The organism is Shewanella sp. T24-MNA-CIBAN-0130, assembly GCF_040310185.1.
GTDB classification, from domain to species: domain Bacteria; phylum Pseudomonadota; class Gammaproteobacteria; order Enterobacterales; family Shewanellaceae; genus Shewanella; species Shewanella psychromarinicola.
Genome location: NZ_JBEOPP010000070.1, coordinates 1 through 19,605, shown reverse-complemented (window position 1 = coordinate 19,605; position 19,605 = coordinate 1). Strand labels below are relative to the sequence as shown.

Here is a 19,605-nt window from a genome sequence, read left to right as displayed (position 1 = left end):
GAGTGTAATTTGTTTCATAGGGCTATGATGATCCCATTTGGGACAAAATCAAGCATTTTCAATGATCACGGGTATATTCTAGATTAATCATCAATATAATTATAAGAAAGAGTATATGAATTATAAAAACTGGCCTATATCAAAACAAATAGCCTCTCTTGTCATATTGTTATCTATCATTATCTTTAGCGCCATGTCTTGGTTTTCCTATCTATCGGCAACCACTGTATTACATGACAAAGCGATTCAAGCCATCAAGTCGCAAATGCAGAGTAATGCTCATTTAATTGAACTGCAGTACAACAGTATGCAGTCCTTAGCCAGACGAAATGCCGATATTCTTCGCACCTTATATCCAGGAACATTCTCAATAGAAGATCGCAGCGTTGAAGTGTTAGGGGTTAAGACTCCTGTACTGGTCCATGATAATGAGCAAGTTAATAATTCAAACAATAACGTCGATCGTTTTTCACAACTTACCGGCGGAGTTGCCACGATATTTGCTCGCGATAATGATGATTTTGTTCGCGTGTCAACATCGCTGAAAAAAACAGACGGTAACCGTGCATTAGGCACTTATTTGGGTGTCAATCACCCAGGTTATCAGGGGTTGATTAACGGTGAAGAATTTGAAGGTTATGCCAAGCTTTTTGGCAAAGACTACATGACCATTTATCGTCCGTTAAAAGATGAAAGCGGTAAAGTCAACGCTATCCTTTTTATCGGTTTTGATATCACCCAATCGGTTGAACAAATTCAAAGCTCGCTTAAACAGCTGACACTTGAAGAATCAGGCTCTTATGCCATTATCCGTAATGCCGATAATTACGTGATCTCTCATCGTGAATTAAACACCCAAGCGCCTTTTGATGAAGCATTGTTTGATGGTCTATCACTTGAAAAGGCCCTTACGGATAGAGGCAGCTGGGTTTACACCTCATTGTCTGATCAACAGATGTATTCTCATTCAGTCAATATTCCCGGTTGGAATTGGACTTTGGTCGGTTTTGTTCCCGAAAAACAATTAAGTAATGAAAGCGTAGCAATGTTAAAAACCAACGCAATATTGGCGTTACTTGGGATAGTGTTTATTTCCATTTTATTGTTTACTGTGATTAATCGTGCCATGAAGCCATTAAAGCTCCTACAGGGCCAAATCGCTAAATTAGGCCAAGGCGATCTTTCGCAAAGTTTTGTCCAATGCCCCGAAGACAGTCGCAATGAAGTTGACCACATCACTATAAGTGTCACCAAAATGGCGGCTAATTTAGCTGAATTAATTGAGTTATTAAAACAGTCTGTCATCAGCTTAGAAACCCAAGCAAACCTTAGTCAAGAAACGTCAAAATTGAATGGTAATGAGGCAAAGGCACTGTTAAACCAAACAGAGCAAATTGCGACCGCTATCGAAGAAATGTCTTCTTCGATTAAAGATGTGGCACAAAATGCCAGTCAAGGAGCCCAACAAGCGCAAGAAATTGATAGCGCATCCGCTCAAGGACATGCTCAGTTAACCCAAGAGGTTACAGCGCTTCAATCCTTGAGTGAGCAACTCATTCAAAGTCAAAAAAATATTGAAAGTGTCAGCAATGAGAGCCAAGCTATTAGTCTAGTGACAGAGGTCATTAATGGTATTGCAGAACAAACCAACTTACTCGCCTTGAATGCCGCGATTGAAGCCGCCAGAGCGGGTGAACAAGGCCGTGGTTTTGCGGTTGTTGCTGATGAAGTACGCTCACTGGCACAAAGAACGCAGCGTTCAATTAGTGAAATAAGCTCGACTATCAGCACATTACAACAACAAGTAAAATACACCGCCACACAAATGAACCAATGCCAGCAATTGGGGGCATCGTCAGCTGAACAAGCTAATACTGTTAATAACCAACTCAGTCAGATTAATCAGAATATCGGCGAAATGGCGATATTTTCATCCAGTATAGCCAGTGCCACCAAACAGCAAAGCACAGTGGCAGATGAGGTGTCTCACAACTTACATACTATCGCTACGCTGGCACAAAATAGTGATGAACGAGCCACAAAAGCGGTGAGTGATGCAGAGCAATTAACCGCGCTTGCGGTCAGTATTAAACAACAGATAGCTGTATTTAATCTCAATTAGGGATCGTAAATTAATAAAATACAGCCATTTGCACATATTGACTTGCTATAGGCGCGCTACTGACGCATAAAATCGTCATGTTATATGATCAGAGTTCAAGTATGAGATTACAGACTTGAACTCTGAGTCATTCAACGGCGTTTATTTATCTCTCATCCCGTTTATTCTCCAGCCCTTTCCCCCGCTATCATCGCTTAACTGACTTGCTATAGACACATTATTGACGACCAAACTGTCATTGATAACAGGAATGACTCTGGCTATCTCATGGTAAAGCCTAGGCATGTGTTAACCATAGTGGCCCATCAACAGTCTATCTACGTTGAGTTTTAGTTTTAGTTTTACGCCCAATAAAAAACCGCTTTATAACTAAAGCGGTTTTTTTATCGAACGATATAACTTTAGAGTTCGTTATTACGATCCATATTTTCAGTATTTTCAAGCCATAACGCATTGATAATACCGAATGCACACGCTAACAACACCCCTAAAATCCACGCAAAATACCACATAGACGTTGCTCCTTAATTTAGTAAAGTGAGTTTTTATTGTTTTCAATAAACTCACGATTTAAGCGGCCGAACATCTTGTAATAAGTCCAAATAGTATAACTTAATACTGTCGGTACGAAGATAATAGCGGCAACTGTCATCACTTTAAGTGACATTTGACTGGCGGTAGCATCCCACATGGTTAAGCTGACATTAGGCTCTAATGATGAAGGCATAACAAATGGGAACATCGCAGCACCACAAGTAAAAATCACACAAGCCACAGCAAGCGAACTAAACAAGAACGCAAATCCACTGCGATTGAAGTGACTGGCTAAAATCACTAATATTGGCATTAGCAAGCCTAATACCGGAAACAACATCGTAAGAGGATATTTATCATAGTTAGTTAACCAAGCACCCGCTTCAATCGCAACCGTTTTGGTGGCAGGGTTGGACGGACCAGCAAGATCAAGTGCTGAGGTAAGCACATATCCATCAATACCGTTAATTAACCAAACGCCTGCGGCAGCAAATAGGACAAATAATAGACCACCACAAACTTGCGATACCTTAACACTGCGGACTCTTAATTCGCCTTCAGTCTTCATTTGTAACCATGAAGCCCCTTGCATCACAAACATCGATACACTGATAAGACCGGCTAATAAACCAAACGGATTTAATAAACCAAAGAAACCGCCATGATAAGTGGCACGTAAATATTCATCAAAGTTAAATGGCACACCTTGAAGCAAGTTACCAAATGCCACGCCAATGATTAACGGTGGCACAAAACTGCCGACAAATAATGCCCTGTCCCAAGACTTGCGCCATCTTGGGTCTTCAATTTTAGAGCGATAATCAAAGCCGACTGGGCGCAAAAATAATGCAAAAAGCACTAGCATCATTGCCACATAAAAGCCCGAAAACGATACTGCGTAAACCATAGGCCAAGCAGCAAACAAGGCACCAGCCGCGGTTACTAACCATACTTGGTTACCGTCCCAATGTGGCGCGATGGTGTTAATCATAAGACGGCGATCGGTATCGTCTTTACCAATAATCGGTAATAACATGCCCACGCCCATGTCAAATCCATCGGTGACAGCAAAACCAACAAGTAGCACGCCAATTAGTGCCCACCAGACAAATCTTAATACTTCATAATCAAACATAATCAGGTCCTCCGCTTAAGCATCTTGGGTTTCGAAATGGTAACGACCAGTTTTTAAGCTGCTTGGGCCAAGGCGAGCAAACTTAAACATCAAGTAAGCTTCTATCACCAACAGAATGGTATAGAACACCGTAATTGAAATAATACTAAACCACAGATCCGTCGTCGTTAAACTTGACGCCGACATAAAGGTGGGTAGTACTTCAGAAATGGTCCAAGGTTGACGACCAAATTCTGACACAAACCAACCACATTCAATGGCAACCCAAGGAAGTGGCAAACTGTAAAGCGCAGCACGCAGTAGCCATTTTTTCTCGGCAATTTGGTGACGAGTGCTTTGCCAGAAGGCGGCAGCAAACACTAATAACATAATCACCCCAGCGCCAACCATGATACGGAAGGTCCAAAACATCGGCGCCACAGTAGGAATAGAGTCATAAGACGCTGCTATAATTTGCTCTTCGGTAGCATCAACCACTTTATCGGTATAACGCTTAAGCAAGAAGCCATAACCTAAATCAACTTTAGTTGCTTCAAATTGCGCTCTAACCTCTGCCGATTTATCGCCTGCACGTAGTTTTTCAAGCAGTGCATACGCCACCATACCGTTACGAATACGCACTTCGTGATCGCTTACAAGCTCCTTAATACCCGTCACTTCTGTATCTAAAGAGCGAGTGGCAATAATACCCATCGCATAGGGGATTTTAATGGCGTAATCGGTTTCCATGGTCTCTTGATTAGGCAATCCTACCAAGGTAAAGGCTGCTGGTGCAGGCTCAGTTTCCCACTCAGCTTCAATCGCTGCCAATTTTACCCGCTGTACTTCACCCACTTCATAGCCTGACTCATCGCCTAACACGATGACCGATAAAATAGATGCCATACCAAAGCTTGCTGCAATAGCAAATGAGCGACGAGCAAAAGGTAAATCACGGCCTTTCAATATGTAGTATGCGCTAATAGATAACACAAACATGGCACCGGCAACATAACCAGATGCGACAGTGTGGACAAACTTAACTTGTGCAACAGGGTTAAACACCAGAGCGGCAAAATCGGTCATTTCCATTCGCATGGTTTCATAATTAAACACCGAACCCACAGGGTTTTGCATCCAACCATTGGCGATCAATATCCATAAGGCTGACATATTAGAGGCGATGGCAACGAGCCAAGTGACTGCTAAATGTTGGCGCTTGCTGAAACGATCCCAACCAAAAAAGAACATCCCGACTAACGTCGACTCAAGGAAGAATGCCATTAAACCTTCAATGGCAAGTGGGGCACCAAAGATATCCCCGACATAATGAGAATAATATGACCAGTTTGTGCCAAACTGGAACTCCATTGCGAGCCCCGTCGTCACACCTATTGCAAAGTTAATCCCAAACAATTTTCCCCAAAATTTAGTCATGTCTTTATAGACTTGCTTATTGGTCATCACATACAGTGATTCCATAATGGCAAGGATAAAGGCTAAACCTAGAGTGAGTGGAACAAATAGAAAATGATACATGGCTGTAAACGCAAATTGATAACGCGATAGCTCAACGACCTCTTCGATAATCATTGGCGACTCCTTACTTCAGTACGACCAAATACGACACAGCAACACCCGGCTGCCATAATGATGATGTATACCTGAAAACGGTATTATTGAAGCAGTAGACAACTCACCAAAGTGTTCAAAATGATAAATTAACCTGTTTGCCTATGTTTTCAAGCCCAATCTTTAACGCCCTTTATCTTACGCCATAGGCTTTAGATTGATCATCTTTTTTACTCAATAATGTGACAAACATAAGATTTTTTGCATGAATATTTTTTTGACTTAAAAAATCAGTCCGTTAGCGAAAATACCACTCTTATTTTTAATCCTTTTTTTGTCAGATTGATCACACTTTTAAACAAAATTGCCGCATTAAATTTGATGATATTAACGCATCTATTCCTCTCCTCTATTTGAGATATTGACAAAAACCGCTTAATTGCTAGGAATGTAAAATGCGTTTATGGATACCATGATAAAATTCATCACTCATTCGCATTGTTAATTAAAGTGATTAAATTAACAATTATCTAATATTGAGTCAAATAATTTAATATTGATAATAATAGTAAAAATAAAAATAATTATAATTAACATGGCTTTATACAAAATAAAGTTAACATAAAAAAATAACTTAAAATATATTGATTAGATTAACTAATGACAAATATAATTTTTATTAGTTTGAGAGAAAATTTGAGCAACTGTATAATTTAGACACAGTTAAGAAAACGAACGTGGTTGTACGATGGGTCGTCGTCTTAATTCCAGTGACCTAACCTAAAGAGAATGTGCTATGACTCAGTTTTACCAACATATTGCCAAGTTATACAAACGTGTTTTTGTTGAAATGTATACGGCTCATGAAATGAAATAAGCTTAACTATTTGATTTGATGTTTTGTTAGCGCAAAATATTATCTGCTCGTTGAAGTTGTTTTTTTAGCCACCTTGGCAACAGCAGCTTATTAACCCCATCCTTGTGATGGGGTTATTATTGGCTAAAATCAGAGAGGCTCATTGTCGAAGATCGCAGTGGGAGTAGCGTTGACTAGGCAAATAATCTGCTTGAAAACATCATGACTTGCGGTAACTGATCCTGCGTTGTATACCCAAACCACTTCAATATGCTCGTTTCAGCGCTCCCGTAGGATAACTGAAACAGGCAGTGATTGAAGAGAATGGTGACGCCTTACCGAGAGCGTCGCTTCGCGACTGATAGATTCTAGGAACTCGCAAGCTCGCCAGAGGGCGGTGCTTCGCTCCTTCTAGGTTTTAGGTTTTAGGCCCTAGGTTTTAGGTCCTAGGATCTAGAAGCGTAGCGTCCTCGAAGGCCGCAGGTCGTCCTAGCAGCAGGCGCTCTATTCCTAGACCCTAGCAGCGAAGCGACCCTAGACCGCTCTATCCGTGAGCGCAGCGTTCGCTTGTTATCGCTTGTTATCGTTTCCTAGCAGGACGAAGTCCGCCCTAGAACCTAGAAGCGTAGCGTCCTTGAAGACCGCAGGTCGTCCTAGCAGCCGCAGGCGCTCTATTCCTATACCCTTGATCCCCACATTTTACCTATCAGCGCTTTCGAGTGAAAGAGTTCATGAGCTTAATATGATGAGTATAATAATCACTACTGCTTAACCAATTTTCGCTCGAGCATTACGGAACATGCGCATCCACGGGCTGTCTTCACCCCAGTTATCAGGGTGCCATGAGTTGGCAACGGTTCTAAACACGCGTTCAGGGTGCGGCATCATAATCGTCACACGGCCATCAGTAGTACAAATACCGGTTAAGCCATTGGCTGAACCATTGGGATTTTCTGGGTACTGAGTGGCAATTTGACCATGACCATCAACGTAACGTAATGCAATAGTGCCCGATGCTTCAGCATTGGCTAACGCTTGGGCATTAGCAAATTCAACTAAGCCTTCACCATGGGATACCGCGATAGGCATACGAGAACCTACCATGCCATCAAAAAATACCGATGGATTTTGTTGCACTTCAACCAAACTGAATCGTGCTTCAAAACGCTCCGAGCGGTTACGTACAAAACGCGGCCAATGTTCACTGCCTGGAATGATTTCTTTCAAGTTAGATAACATCTGACAACCATTACACACACCAAGGGCAATGCTTGAGTCACGCTCGAAGAAACGACTAAACTCATCACGAGCGCGATCATTGAACAAAATTGATTTTGCCCAACCTTCACCAGCACCTAACACGTCACCATAAGAGAACCCACCACAAGCCACAAGGCCTTGGAACTCTTCAAGGCTAATACGCCCAGATAAGATGTCTGACATATGCACGTCACGCGTCTCAAAACCGGCACGGTCAAAAGCGGCTGCCATTTCAACATGAGAGTTAACACCCTGCTCACGTAAAATAGCCATTTTAGGGGCAGCGCCTTTAAGAATATAAGGTGCAGCAACATCTTCACTAGGATTAAAGCCTAATTTAACCGTTAATCCTGGCGCATCAGCTTGTTGTTTAAGTTCATACTCTTCACGGGCGCATTCTGGGTTGTCACGTAGCGCTTGCATGCGGTAGGTGGTTTCTGACCACAAGGTACGCAGCGCCGTACGGCTATCAGCAAATATCACTCGCTCACCATCGTGAATGCTAATCTTGTCTGCCGCTTGTAGGCCACCAATGTGATGACACGTTACGCCTTTAGCTTCAAATTGCGCGGCAATGGCTTTGGCATCAGTGGCGCTGACTTGAATAACGGCACCAAGTTCTTCGTTAAATAAACGTTCTAAATCAGTACCATTCAAGCTGGCTAAATCAATTACTAAGCCGGTATTACCCGTAAATGCCATTTCCACTAAGGTGGTAAATAAGCCGCCATCACTACGATCGTGATAAGCCATCACAGCTTGCTCAGCTACTAATTGCTGCATCACTTCAAAGAAGCCCGCTAAGTTAGCCGTTTTATCTAATGTGGGTGCAATATCGCCTAACTCACTATAAACCTGTGCTAAACAAGAACCCCCTAGACGGTTTTGGCCATTGCTTAAGTCGAGCATTAATAATGCACTGTCACCTTTATCACTACAAAGCTGTGGCGTTACCGTTTTACGAATGTCTTGCACCACACCAAAAGCGGTGATGACTAACGACATAGGTGATGTGACGGATTTGTGAGTACCATTATCTTCCCATGCGGTTTTCATTGACATAGAGTCTTTACCGACAGGAATCGTAATACCGAGTTCGGGACAAAGGTCTTCACCAATCGCTTTAACCGCTTGGTATAAACCCGCATCTTCGCCTGGATGACCCGCTGGCGACATCCAATTAGCTGAAAGCTTAATGCGCTTGAACGAGCCGATATCAGTACCGGCAATGTTCATAATCGATTCGGCAACGGCCATACGGGCAGAGGCGTCAAAGTCGAGTAAGGCTAGTGGCGTACGCTCACCCATCGACATCGCTTCGCCGCAGTAACTGTCATAACTTGATGCCGTTACCGCGCAATCGGCAACGGGCACTTGCCATGGGCCAACCATTTGGTCGCGGTTAACTAAGCCTGTCACAGAGCGGTCACCGATGGTGATAAGGAAGGTTTTATCTGCAACGGTTGGCAAGGTTAAAATGCGCTTAACCGCGTCTTTTAGCTCAATCTTAGTTTGATCTAACGCAGGTGATATTGCTTTTGTAGACACTACATCACGGCTCATTTTAGGCGCTTTACCTAATAACACTTCAAGCGGTAAATCAATCGGCTTGTTGTTAAAGTGACTGTCGGCAAGCGTTAAATGCATCTCTGCAGTCGCTTCACCAACTACCGCAAATGGAGCACGTTCACGGGCACAAATATCAGCAAACTGTTGTAAGTTCTCTGGCGCGACCGATAATACATAACGCTCTTGTGATTCATTACACCAAATTTCAAGCGGGCTCATGCCTGGTTCGTCAGAGGGAACATTACGTAAATTGAATACCCCGCCGCGATCGGCGTCATTAACTAACTCAGGGAACGCATTTGATAATCCACCCGCGCCCACGTCGTGAATAAATTGAATCGGGTTGGTGTCACCTAACTGCCAGCAACGATCAATCACTTCCTGACAACGACGCTCCATTTCTGGATTTTCACGTTGTACAGAAGCAAAATCTAAATCTTCGTTAGACTGACCTGATGCCATAGAAGATGCAGCGCCGCCACCTAAACCTATGTTCATTGCTGGTCCGCCAAGCACAATTAGCTTAGCGCCAATGGTGATTTCGCCCTTTTGAACATGTTCTTCACGAATATTACCTAAGCCACCGGCAATCATAATCGGCTTGTGATAACCGCGCACTTCAACCCCATTGTGGCTAGAGACTAATTGCTCGTAAGTACGGAAATAACCGTTAATAGCAGGACGACCAAATTCATTATTAAATGCCGCGCCACCTAGTGGGCCTTCAAGCATAATTTCAAGTGGGGTGACGATTCGATCTGGCTTACCGTAATCCCCTTCCCATGGGTGCACAAACCCAGGGATTTTTAAGTTAGATACCGTAAATCCGGATAAGCCTGCTTTAGGTTTAGAGCCTCGGCCGGTAGCGCCTTCATCGCGGATTTCACCACCTGAACCGGTGGCAGCACCTGGATATGGACTAATGGCAGTCGGATGATTGTGAGTTTCAACTTTCATCAATATATGCATTGGTTCAGTGTGATAGTTGTAAACACCATCGGGATCAGGGAAAAAACGACCCGCAACCGAACCCGTCATCACCGCGGCATTATCTTTGTAGGCTGATAATACATAATCTGGGGTCACTTCAAAGGTGTTCTTAATCATTTTGAACAAGGATTTTGGCTGTACTTCGCCATCGATGGTCCAATCAGCATTAAAAATTTTATGACGACAATGTTCTGAGTTTGCTTGAGCAAACATCATTAATTCGATGTCATTCGGGTTACGCTTTAACCGAACAAAATTTTCAATTAAATAGTCAATTTCATCATCAGCTAGTGCCAGGCCTAAGTTAATGTTTGCCTCTACAAGTGCGCGGCGGCCTTCAGCAAGAATATTGACACTGCTAAATTTTGCCGGTTGTGTATGGGAAAATAACACTTCTGCGGCTTCAAACGCAGGCAGCATGACTTCAACCATGCGGTCATGCAATAAGCCTTGCAGCTGTTTTTGTTGCTCTAGGGTTAACGTTGGTGATTCAACATAATAAGCAATACCACGCTCAAGACGGTTAACTTTGCCTAAACCACAATTATGGGCAATATCGGTTGCTTTAGATGACCAAGGAGAAATAGTACCAGGACGGGGAGTAACAAATAACAGGGTACCTTGTGGAGCATGGGACTCAATTGCCGGCCCGTAGGTAAGAATGGTTTCTAACTGTAGACGCTCATTTTCATCTAGTGGTTCACTCAAATTGGCTAAATGAACATATTCAGCATAAATTTGAGATACTGGAAGCGCTGCAGTTTGGCACGCCTCCATGAGTTTTTGAACTCTAAATGCAGATAGTGCTGGGGCTCCGCGAATGATCTCAATCACGTCTATTCACCTTATAATATAATAGCAGGGTCAGAATTGGCGCTATTATAGGGAATTGCACACTACAAATCACCTTTAAGCACCGGTGAAAACAGTGTTTCCTGATAGGGAAAATATCCCATTCAAGTAATGCTAAAATGAATAACATAAACACTTTACCTTTTAACAAAAAACAACCACCAAATGCTGCTTATTTGCTCAACTATAGGCGTTTAGGAAAACACCTGATAAAGTAAGCAAAAAAGACGCTATCTCCCCTACATATTTAAAGGCTATTCAATCGGTATTACATTTGTTTCTTACGTATTACTCTCGTGACATTAACGAAACAACTTAAGATAACCAATTAATAAATATGATCAAAACCTTACTCATCATTTTACTTTGCGGGATACTATCTGCCTGTCAACCTGTTGATATTCATAAAGTTGATATTGCAGCACCTGCACCTAAGCGTACCGTATTAAAGGTAGGGACACTCTATGGCCCACAGATTTATCTTAATTCAGAACTGGGTGAAAGCGGATTCGATTTTGAAATGGCGCAGCGTTTTGCTGATTATTTAGCCCTCCCCCTAAAGATGATCCCGTACACCAATCGCAAACAATTATTTGCCGCATTAAAAGAAAATAAAATTGATATTATCGCTGCTGGTATTGCTAAAACCCCAAACCGCGGTCAACAATTTAAACTCGGACCTAGCTTATATAAAGTCAATCAAGTATTGGTTTATAAGGAAGGCACCCCGGAGCCTAAGGACATTAGCACTCTGTCGGGTGAAATTACCGTCATGGCTAACTCATCTTCAGTCAATACCTTAACCAAACTGCAGAAAGACTATCCGGAGTTGATGTGGAACCAAGTCAACAACAAAGATAATGAAGAGCTGTTTGCATTAATTGCCAACGGTGAACTGAACTACACCATTTCAGATTCAAATAGTTTATTGATCAACCAGCGATTTTTACCCGAATTACGCGCAGGAATGATTTTAGAAGAAAAAGTCGAAGTGGTGTGGCTATTGCCGCCTAAAAACAGCGATCGTTTAATGAGTCAGTTACTGGCTTTTTGGCATAAAGAAAGACGTGCGGGTACGCTTGAGCACTTAAACGAAAAATATTTTGGCCATGTAAAACGTTTTGACTATGTCGATACTCGCGCTTTTATCCGCGCAATTGACAATATTCTCCCCGAATACCGCAGTTTTTTCGAACAGTATTCCGGCGAGTTAGATTGGCGTAAATTAGCGGCTGCCAGTTATCAAGAATCACACTGGAACCCTAGAGCTCGTTCTCCTACGGGGGTTAGAGGTATGATGATGCTGACCCAACCTACAGCCGCTTATGTCGGTGTTGATGATCGCTTAGATGCAGAGCAAAGCATACGTGGTGGCGCATTTTATTTAAAAGATATGATAGAGAGATTGCCAGACACTATTCCTGAGGCTCAACGAATTTGGTTCGCAATGGCTTCTTATAATATCGGTTTAGGCCATGTTGAAGATGCGCGGCGATTAACAGAGTCAATGGGAATGGATCCCAGTGCATGGCGTGATGTCAAAAAAGTATTACCTTTGCTACAACAATCTAAATATTACAAGCAGACGCGCTATGGCTATGCTCGCGGCAGTGAAGCGGTTCATTATGTCGACAGTATCCGTCGCTATTATGACACCTTAGTCTGGGTCGATAATCAAACTAAAAAGTTAGAGGTTATTGAAGATACTGAACAAATTAACGTCATTGCAGAAGAAATCTCAACCGATGTTCATGTATCGGCAGACTGATAAATGTGCGCAACCGTTTTTCGTCATAATCCTGACGGATAATCGTCACTAATATAGGGTATTATAAGCAGAATATATCGTTAGAAAGCATACTGCTAAAATGTGTTATTTATCAGTACCTCGGTGAAGTTAGCCAATATTAAGGGATCACGGTTATGAGAAGAAGAGCTATAAGCAATACCATGTCACGTCGTCGAGTCATGCTTAAAGTACACAAAAACCGCATTCGAAATCGCATTCGCGCCCATTTTTTACTGACACAAATTGAAGAATAATGCCATATTAGCCCCATAAAAGCATGCCACTCAATCAGTCGACTTTCTCACTAACTGTTTGAGTGCTTTTTTTTCTGCACGGCGGCGCTTAAAAAACGCACTTAATTGCTGCGCACATTGATCTGCTAGCACGCCAGAAGTGACTTCAAGTTGATGATTAAAGGCTGGATGTGCTAATAAATCGATCACGCTACCTGCTGCACCCGTTTTTAAATCATCTGCACCATAGACTATCCGCGCAATTCGACTGTGGATCATCGCACCTGCACACATAGTACAAGGCTCTAACGTGACATATAAAGTGGTGTCGAGCATACGATAGTTCTCTAACACCTTGCCTGCTTGGCGAATACATTCCATCTCGGCATGAGCCGTTGGATCATGATTTACAATACTTAAATTACAGCCACTGGCAATTAACACATCGTCTTTAACCAACACGGCACCAACAGGTACTTCGCCTTCTCGCTCAGCTTGCTCGGCAAGTTGCATCGCTAAACGCATCCACTTTTCATCAATGGCGCGCTGAAGCTGATTCGATTTCTCATTGTGCGCATTAGAAAGTGGGCAAGTATCGCTGGAAACGTGTTTTTTTGGGGTATCTGTCACTCTATAAAACCTAGGTAATTGTCATACGCGGCTATTCTAGCAAATAAAAAAGACGCCGCAGCGTCTTTTTTTACTTCAAACTAGGTGTAACCCTACTGGGTTATTCCCATTCAATTGTAGCAGGTGGCTTACCTGAAATATCATAAACAACGCGTGAAATACCGTCGACTTCATTGATAATTCGGTTTGAAACATGGCCTAAGAAATCATAGGGTAAATGTGCCCAATGCGCGGTCATAAAGTCTATGGTTTCCACGGCGCGAAGCGATACAACCCAATCATATTTCCGGCAATCACCCATTACGCCAACAGAACGAACCGGTAAAAATACAGTAAAAGCTTGACTGACTTTGTTATATAAATCTGCTTTATGCAATTCTTCAATGAAGATGGCATCTGCACTGCGCAATAAATCACAATACTCTTTTTTCACTTCACCCAATACGCGCACGCCTAAACCAGGCCCAGGGAATGGATGGCGATAAAGCATATTATAAGGCAGGCCTAACTCTAAACCAATTTTACGCACTTCATCTTTAAATAATTCACGTAATGGTTCAACTAAGCCCATCTTCATATCATCTGGTAATCCGCCCACATTGTGGTGCGACTTAATCACATGCGCTTTACCGGTTGCACTGCCCGCTGATTCAATCACGTCAGGGTAAATAGTGCCTTGTGCTAACCATTTAGCATTAGCGCATTTCTTTGATTCTTCGTCGAAGATTTCAACAAACACCCGACCAATAATTTTACGCTTAGCTTCAGGATCTGCTTCGCCGGCCATCGCATCTAAGAAACGATTTTCAGCATCTATATGAACAATATTAAGCCCAAAGTGATCGCCAAACATGTCTAATACTTGGTCAGCTTCATTTAACCGTAATAAGCCGTTATCAACAAACACACACGTTAGCTTGTCGCCAATAGCGCGGTGAAGCAACATAGCCACAACCGATGAATCTACGCCGCCAGACAGACCAAGAATAACTTCATCATCACCAATTTGCTTTTTTAAACGCTCAATAGCATCTTCAATAATTGATGAGGGTTTCCAATTGGCTTTACAACCACAAATGTCTAAAGCGAAATGCTCTAGCATGCGTTGGCCTTGGCGAGTATGAGTGACTTCAGGGTGGAACTGCACACCGTAAAAACCTTTCTCTTCATTGGCCATAGCAGCAAAAGGACATGTTGCCGTGGTCGCAACTGTGACAAACCCTTCTGGGATCACCGACACTTTGTCACCATGACTCATCCACACATCAAGTAATGGCTTGCCTTCAGCACTGACGGCATCTTCAATACTTTTAAATAAAGTTGATGTGGTTTGCAGCTCAATTTGGGCATAGCCAAACTCGCCTTCACCAATACCTTTAATCACTTTACCACCAAGCTGTTCTGACATAGTTTGCATGCCGTAACAAATACCTAATACCGGTACACCTGCAGTAAATACATATTCAGGGGCGCGAGGTGAATTATCTGCAATGACGCTTTCAGGACCACCCGCTAAAATAATACCATTTGGGGCAAACTCACGAATTTGCGCTTCGCTCACATCCCAGGCCCATAACTCACAATACACACCAATTTCACGGATACGACGCGCAATAAGCTGAGTGTACTGAGAACCAAAATCGAGGATTAGAATCTTATGATCATGAATATTACTCATGGGTAACCTTTACATATTGATTAAGTGTAATACCCCACATCAAATCGATGTGGGCGAATTAACGTTAATAACAGGAGGGCGACAGTTGTTACCCTCACAGAAATTATGAACCAGAACGATAGTTTGGTGCTTCTTTGGTAATGGTTACGTCATGCACATGCGACTCACCCATTCCTGCAGACGTCACTTTCACAAACTGTGCTTTTTCATTTAACTCTTTAATGGTGGCGCAACCCGTTAAGCCCATGCATGAGCGTAAGCCGCCCATGTGCTGATGGATAATTTCTTTCAACTTACCTTTGTACGGTACGCGACCTTCAATACCTTCAGGGACTAATTTGTCAGCAGCGTTATCGCTTTGGAAGTAACGGTCAGATGAACCTTGGGTCTGGCCCATTGCACCAAGTGACCCCATGCCACGGTAAGACTTGTAAGCACGGCCTTGGTAAAGTTCAGTTTCACCCGGCGCCTCATCAGTACCGGCAAACATCGAACCGGCCATGATGCATGATGCACCCGCGGCTAATGCTTTAGCTAAGTCACCAGAGAAACGAATGCCGCCATCTGCGATCACTGGAATACCTAATGCCAGTACTGCTTCTGCAGCATCTGATACGGCGGTAATTTGCGGTACGCCGACACCCGTCACAATACGAGTAGTACAAATTGAGCCAGGGCCGATACCCACTTTAACCGCGTTAACACCCGCTTCAACTAACGCTAGTGCGCCTGAAGCTGTTGCTACGTTGCCGCCGACAATTTGTAAATCAGGGTATTTGGCTCGAGTGTCGCGAATACGTTGTAATACGCCTTCTGAGTGACCATGTGATGAGTCTATCAATAACACATCAACACCGGCTTTAACGAGGGCATCGACACGCTCTTCATTACCAGGGCCTGCACCAACCGCAGCACCGACACGTAAACGACCTAATTCGTCTTTACATGCGTTTGGCTTGCGCTCAGCTTTTTCAAAATCTTTAACGGTGACTAAGCCTTTGAGTTTAAAATTGTTGTCTACCACTAAGACTTTTTCAATACGATGAGAATGCATTAATTTTTGCACTTCATCTAACTTAGTGCCTTCAGTCACGGTAACCAAACGATCTTTGGGGGTCATCATGTCGGCGACGGTTTTGCTCCAATCGGTGACAAAACGTACATCACGGCCAGTAATAATACCCACAAGTTCGTGCGCTTCATTGACCACTGGGTAACCGGCAAAACCATTACGTTCAGTTAATAAACGTAAATTAGTTAAGCTTGTTGTAGGCGTGACGGTGACGGGATCTTGAACAATACCGGCTTCATAACTTTTAACTTTACGAACTTCTTCGGCTTGTTGCTCAATACTCATGTTTTTATGAATAAACCCTAAACCACCTTCTTGCGCCATCGCGATAGCAAGGCGAGATTCAGTCACAGTGTCCATAGCCGCAGACACAAGTGGAATATTTAATTCGATTTTAGTCGTTAAACGAGTTTTAAGAACCGCGGTATTTGGGAGTACGGTCGAGTGGGCAGGCACTAACAAAACATCATCAAAAGTGAGTGCATCTTTCAGTAAACGTAGCATGGCAACATCTCCCTAGTTAAGTAGGATTTGAGGTAAATATTGCGGCGAGATTATACCTTGCATATTGCAGTTGGTAAATGGAAAATAGATTTTTATTAACGTTAGAATGAGAATATTCATGAGTGCCACAAAAAACAATGTTTACAGCGTGTCGCAATTGAATAGCGAAGTTAAGCATATTCTTGAAGGTCAAGTCGGTAAAATATGGTTAAACGGTGAAATATCAAACTTTTCGTCACCCAGCTCTGGCCATTGGTACCTCACCTTAAAAGACGCTCATTCACAAATTCGCTGTGCGATGTTTAAAGGCCGTAATCAATCGGTACGCTTTAAACCTATTAATGGCCAGCAAATATTGGTTAAAGGTGCTATCAGTGTTTACGAGCCCCGTGGCGACTATCAATTACTGCTTGAGTCCATGCAGCCAGCGGGTGATGGATTACTGGCACAAGAATTTGAAGCATTAAAGCTAAAATTAGCCGCTGAAGGCTTATTTGCATTAGAAACTAAACGCCCTATCCCAGACAATATTCAACGTATTGGTGTTATTACGTCGGCAACGGGGGCTGCACTGCGGGATATTTTACATGTATTAGCACGTCGAGATCCCTCTATCGAAGTGATTGTTTACCCCACTCAGGTACAGGGCGCAGCAGCTTATCAATTAATTTGCCAAGCTATTGTCACCGCTAATCAACGCATGGAAGTCGATGTGTTGTTACTGGCTCGTGGAGGAGGGTCATTAGAAGATTTATGGTGTTTTAATCACCAAGATCTTGCCCATGCAATATACAACAGTGCACTGCCGGTCATCAGCGCTGTAGGACACGAAATTGATACCACTATCAGCGATTATGTTGCCGATGTTCGCGCACCGACCCCCTCTGCTGGCGCTGAACTATTATCAAAAGATAAAGGCAATAAGGCAGAAAAGTTAGCGCTATTATTATCGCGTTTACAACAGGGCATGAAACATTACCAATTGCAGCAGTATGGACGATTAACTCAGCTATCACATCAACTGCAACGCCATGAACCTCAACGCAAACTGCAGCAATTTGAACAACGTTTTGACGAAATGCAAATGCGCCTAGAAAACGCCTTACAGCATAAACTCAGTCGCTTAACCTTACGCCACCAGCAATTACATAATCGCTTACAGCAGCGTTCACCCATTAATACCCTAAAGCTGGAAACTAATCGATTGTCATACCTCAATACACGCTTAATGGATGCGATACAGCACAAATTGACCCAATCAGAACAAAAGCTGTCTAACACCGCACATCAGCTTGATACCGTGAGTCCGTTAGCCACATTAAGTCGTGGGTATTCGATTACCAAAGACAATAATGGCAAAGTATTATTTGATGGCGCTAGTGTAAAATCTGGGGATGAAATTCAGACCCAACTTGCCCGAGGTCACATCGCCTCGGTAGTTAAATAACCTCAACTCGGGATAAGTGACGGTTATCAAATAGTGAGGTGATGACTTACGCTACGTCAATTGCTAACTCAAGCCATCGCAAGCCAAAACATAGCACCACGGTTCAGCCTAACGTCAGCCATAATCATAAAAAAGGGCACTAAGTGATTATCTCACTTAGTGCTCTTTTTGTATTCAGTGATATAAACCGAATACTTATTATTCATCGACTGACTACTGACTAATAGTTATTAACCCATTGGCGTTAGTACAATTTCAACGCGACGATTTTGCGAGCGACCTTGCTCGGAAGCATTACTCGCGATCGGGCTTGATTCGCCCATGCCAGTAGATGACACTCGTGAGCCACTGACTTTTTGACTGGTAAGATACTGCGCAACTTCGCTTGCTCGTACTTGTGATAAACGTAAATTGTAAGAATCAGAACCCGAGCTGTCGGTATAACCAATCACATTTAAGCGGGTGTCATCGTATTCTTTTGCCACTAATACCAAACTGTTTAATACTGATTTAGCCCGTCCACTTAATACCGTTTGATCAACTCCAAAGGTCACTTCATTAGGCATATTCAGTACAATCGTGTCACCGTTGCGGGTCACACTGACGCCAGTGGATTTTAACTGTTTACGCAACTCAGCTTCTTGCACATCCATGTAATATCCAAAACCGCCACCAACGGCAGCACCAGATGCTGCACCAATCAAAGCACCTTTACCGCGGTCGCTTTTGCTTGATGACAGAACACCAATGACAGCGCCTGAAAGGGCGCCAATCATGGCGCCATTAGTGGCTTTAGAATTTTCTGATTCGCCTGTATAAGGATTAGGTAATTGGCAACCTGACAACAACAGCACCGAACCAATTAATGAACTGCATAACAATGATGCATTTAACTTTACTAACATACACACTCCTAAATACTTATCCCTGATGAATAAGCAAAAACTGCCAAAATCAAGAAATGATGAAATTAAAAAAAGATGACGTAATAATATAATTATCATAACGTACATAAGCTTAAACTTGACGTTATTATTTATTAATCGAACGTTGACGCAATCTCGCAAATCCCGCAAGCAAGCCTACACTTAACCAAGACAACGCCCCACCTGAATGTTCAGTTTCGATATACACCTCTTCGACATAAACCAGATCACGATCGCTGCTTTCAAGTGGCAGAGCGTATAGTGCATTGGATTCATCACTGCTGATTGTCGCAACAGGATCGGCATAACCTAATTCATATAAATCGATCAATACATCGTAATGATCAGTTTGATAACCATTGGCCAATGTCGTAAGCACTTTGTAATGGTCAAGTATTTCTGGAGAGATTTTAAGCCGCTTTTTTTAACTCATTATATTTCTGATGTGGCGTCTTAT

At 42.8% G+C, this 19,605-nt stretch carries 11 protein-coding genes and 1 pseudogene; 3 read left to right on the top strand and 9 right to left on the bottom strand.

The window, feature by feature from the left end:
- The first annotated feature begins 115 nt into the window (after positions 1-115).
- Entirely contained in the window at positions 116-2,122 is a 2,007-nt protein-coding gene (locus tag AAEZ02_RS19500; RefSeq protein WP_351124613.1) for a methyl-accepting chemotaxis protein, read from the top strand.
- A 401-nt stretch (positions 2,123-2,523) separates the two neighbouring features.
- Here AAEZ02_RS19500 and cydX read toward each other — a convergent pair whose 3' ends face one another.
- The 4 genes from cydX to purL form a co-directional block, all read right to left on the bottom strand.
- Entirely contained in the window at positions 2,524-2,634 is a 111-nt protein-coding gene (gene cydX / locus AAEZ02_RS19495) for a cytochrome bd-I oxidase subunit CydX (protein ID WP_101032376.1), read from the bottom strand.
- Between the two features lie 17 nt (positions 2,635-2,651).
- The gene (cydB, locus tag AAEZ02_RS19490) at positions 2,652-3,791 is read right to left on the bottom strand and encodes a cytochrome d ubiquinol oxidase subunit II (RefSeq protein ID WP_351124610.1); all 1,140 of its coding nucleotides are present in this window, start codon (positions 3,789-3,791) and stop codon (positions 2,652-2,654) included.
- A gap of 15 nt (positions 3,792-3,806) precedes the next feature.
- The gene (locus AAEZ02_RS19485) at positions 3,807-5,363 is read right to left on the bottom strand and encodes a cytochrome ubiquinol oxidase subunit I (protein WP_124011972.1); all 1,557 of its coding nucleotides are present in this window, start codon (positions 5,361-5,363) and stop codon (positions 3,807-3,809) included.
- A 1,603-nt stretch (positions 5,364-6,966) separates the two neighbouring features.
- Positions 6,967-10,848, bottom strand: coding sequence for a phosphoribosylformylglycinamidine synthase (purL, locus tag AAEZ02_RS19480; protein ID WP_351124619.1), 3,882 nt, complete (start codon positions 10,846-10,848; stop codon positions 6,967-6,969).
- A gap of 358 nt (positions 10,849-11,206) precedes the next feature.
- Between purL and mltF the strand changes: the two genes are divergently transcribed.
- Complete coding sequence (gene mltF, locus AAEZ02_RS19475) at positions 11,207-12,637, top strand: membrane-bound lytic murein transglycosylase MltF (RefSeq protein WP_351124607.1); 1,431 nt, start codon at positions 11,207-11,209, stop codon at positions 12,635-12,637.
- A gap of 305 nt (positions 12,638-12,942) precedes the next feature.
- Here mltF and tadA read toward each other — a convergent pair whose 3' ends face one another.
- From tadA to guaB, 3 genes are all read right to left on the bottom strand, one after another.
- A complete protein-coding gene (tadA, locus tag AAEZ02_RS19470; RefSeq protein ID WP_351124616.1) occupies positions 12,943-13,431 on the bottom strand; it encodes a tRNA adenosine(34) deaminase TadA in 489 nt (162 codons plus the stop codon).
- 190 nt (positions 13,432-13,621) lie between these two features.
- On the bottom strand, positions 13,622-15,199 hold the full coding sequence (gene guaA, locus AAEZ02_RS19465) for a glutamine-hydrolyzing GMP synthase (protein WP_124011975.1): 1,578 nt from the start codon (positions 15,197-15,199) through the stop codon (positions 13,622-13,624).
- 103 nt (positions 15,200-15,302) lie between these two features.
- The gene (guaB, locus tag AAEZ02_RS19460) at positions 15,303-16,775 is read right to left on the bottom strand and encodes an IMP dehydrogenase (protein ID WP_101032382.1); all 1,473 of its coding nucleotides are present in this window, start codon (positions 16,773-16,775) and stop codon (positions 15,303-15,305) included.
- A gap of 118 nt (positions 16,776-16,893) precedes the next feature.
- On the opposite strand from guaB, the gene xseA reads away from it, so the two are divergent.
- Entirely contained in the window at positions 16,894-18,222 is a 1,329-nt protein-coding gene (gene xseA / locus AAEZ02_RS19455) for an exodeoxyribonuclease VII large subunit (protein WP_335688477.1), read from the top strand.
- Between the two features lie 230 nt (positions 18,223-18,452).
- On the opposite strand, the gene AAEZ02_RS19450 is transcribed toward xseA, so the two are convergent.
- Positions 18,453-19,127 carry a YiaD family glycine zipper/OmpA-like lipoprotein gene (locus AAEZ02_RS19450; RefSeq protein WP_351124604.1) on the bottom strand — a complete coding sequence of 225 codons (675 nt, stop codon included), beginning with the start codon at positions 19,125-19,127 and terminating at the stop codon, positions 18,453-18,455.
- 127 nt (positions 19,128-19,254) lie between these two features.
- Positions 19,255-19,539 (bottom strand): annotated as a pseudogene (locus tag AAEZ02_RS19445) (choice-of-anchor H family protein); the annotation flags it as partial.
- Positions 19,540-19,605: the final 66 nt, after the last annotated feature.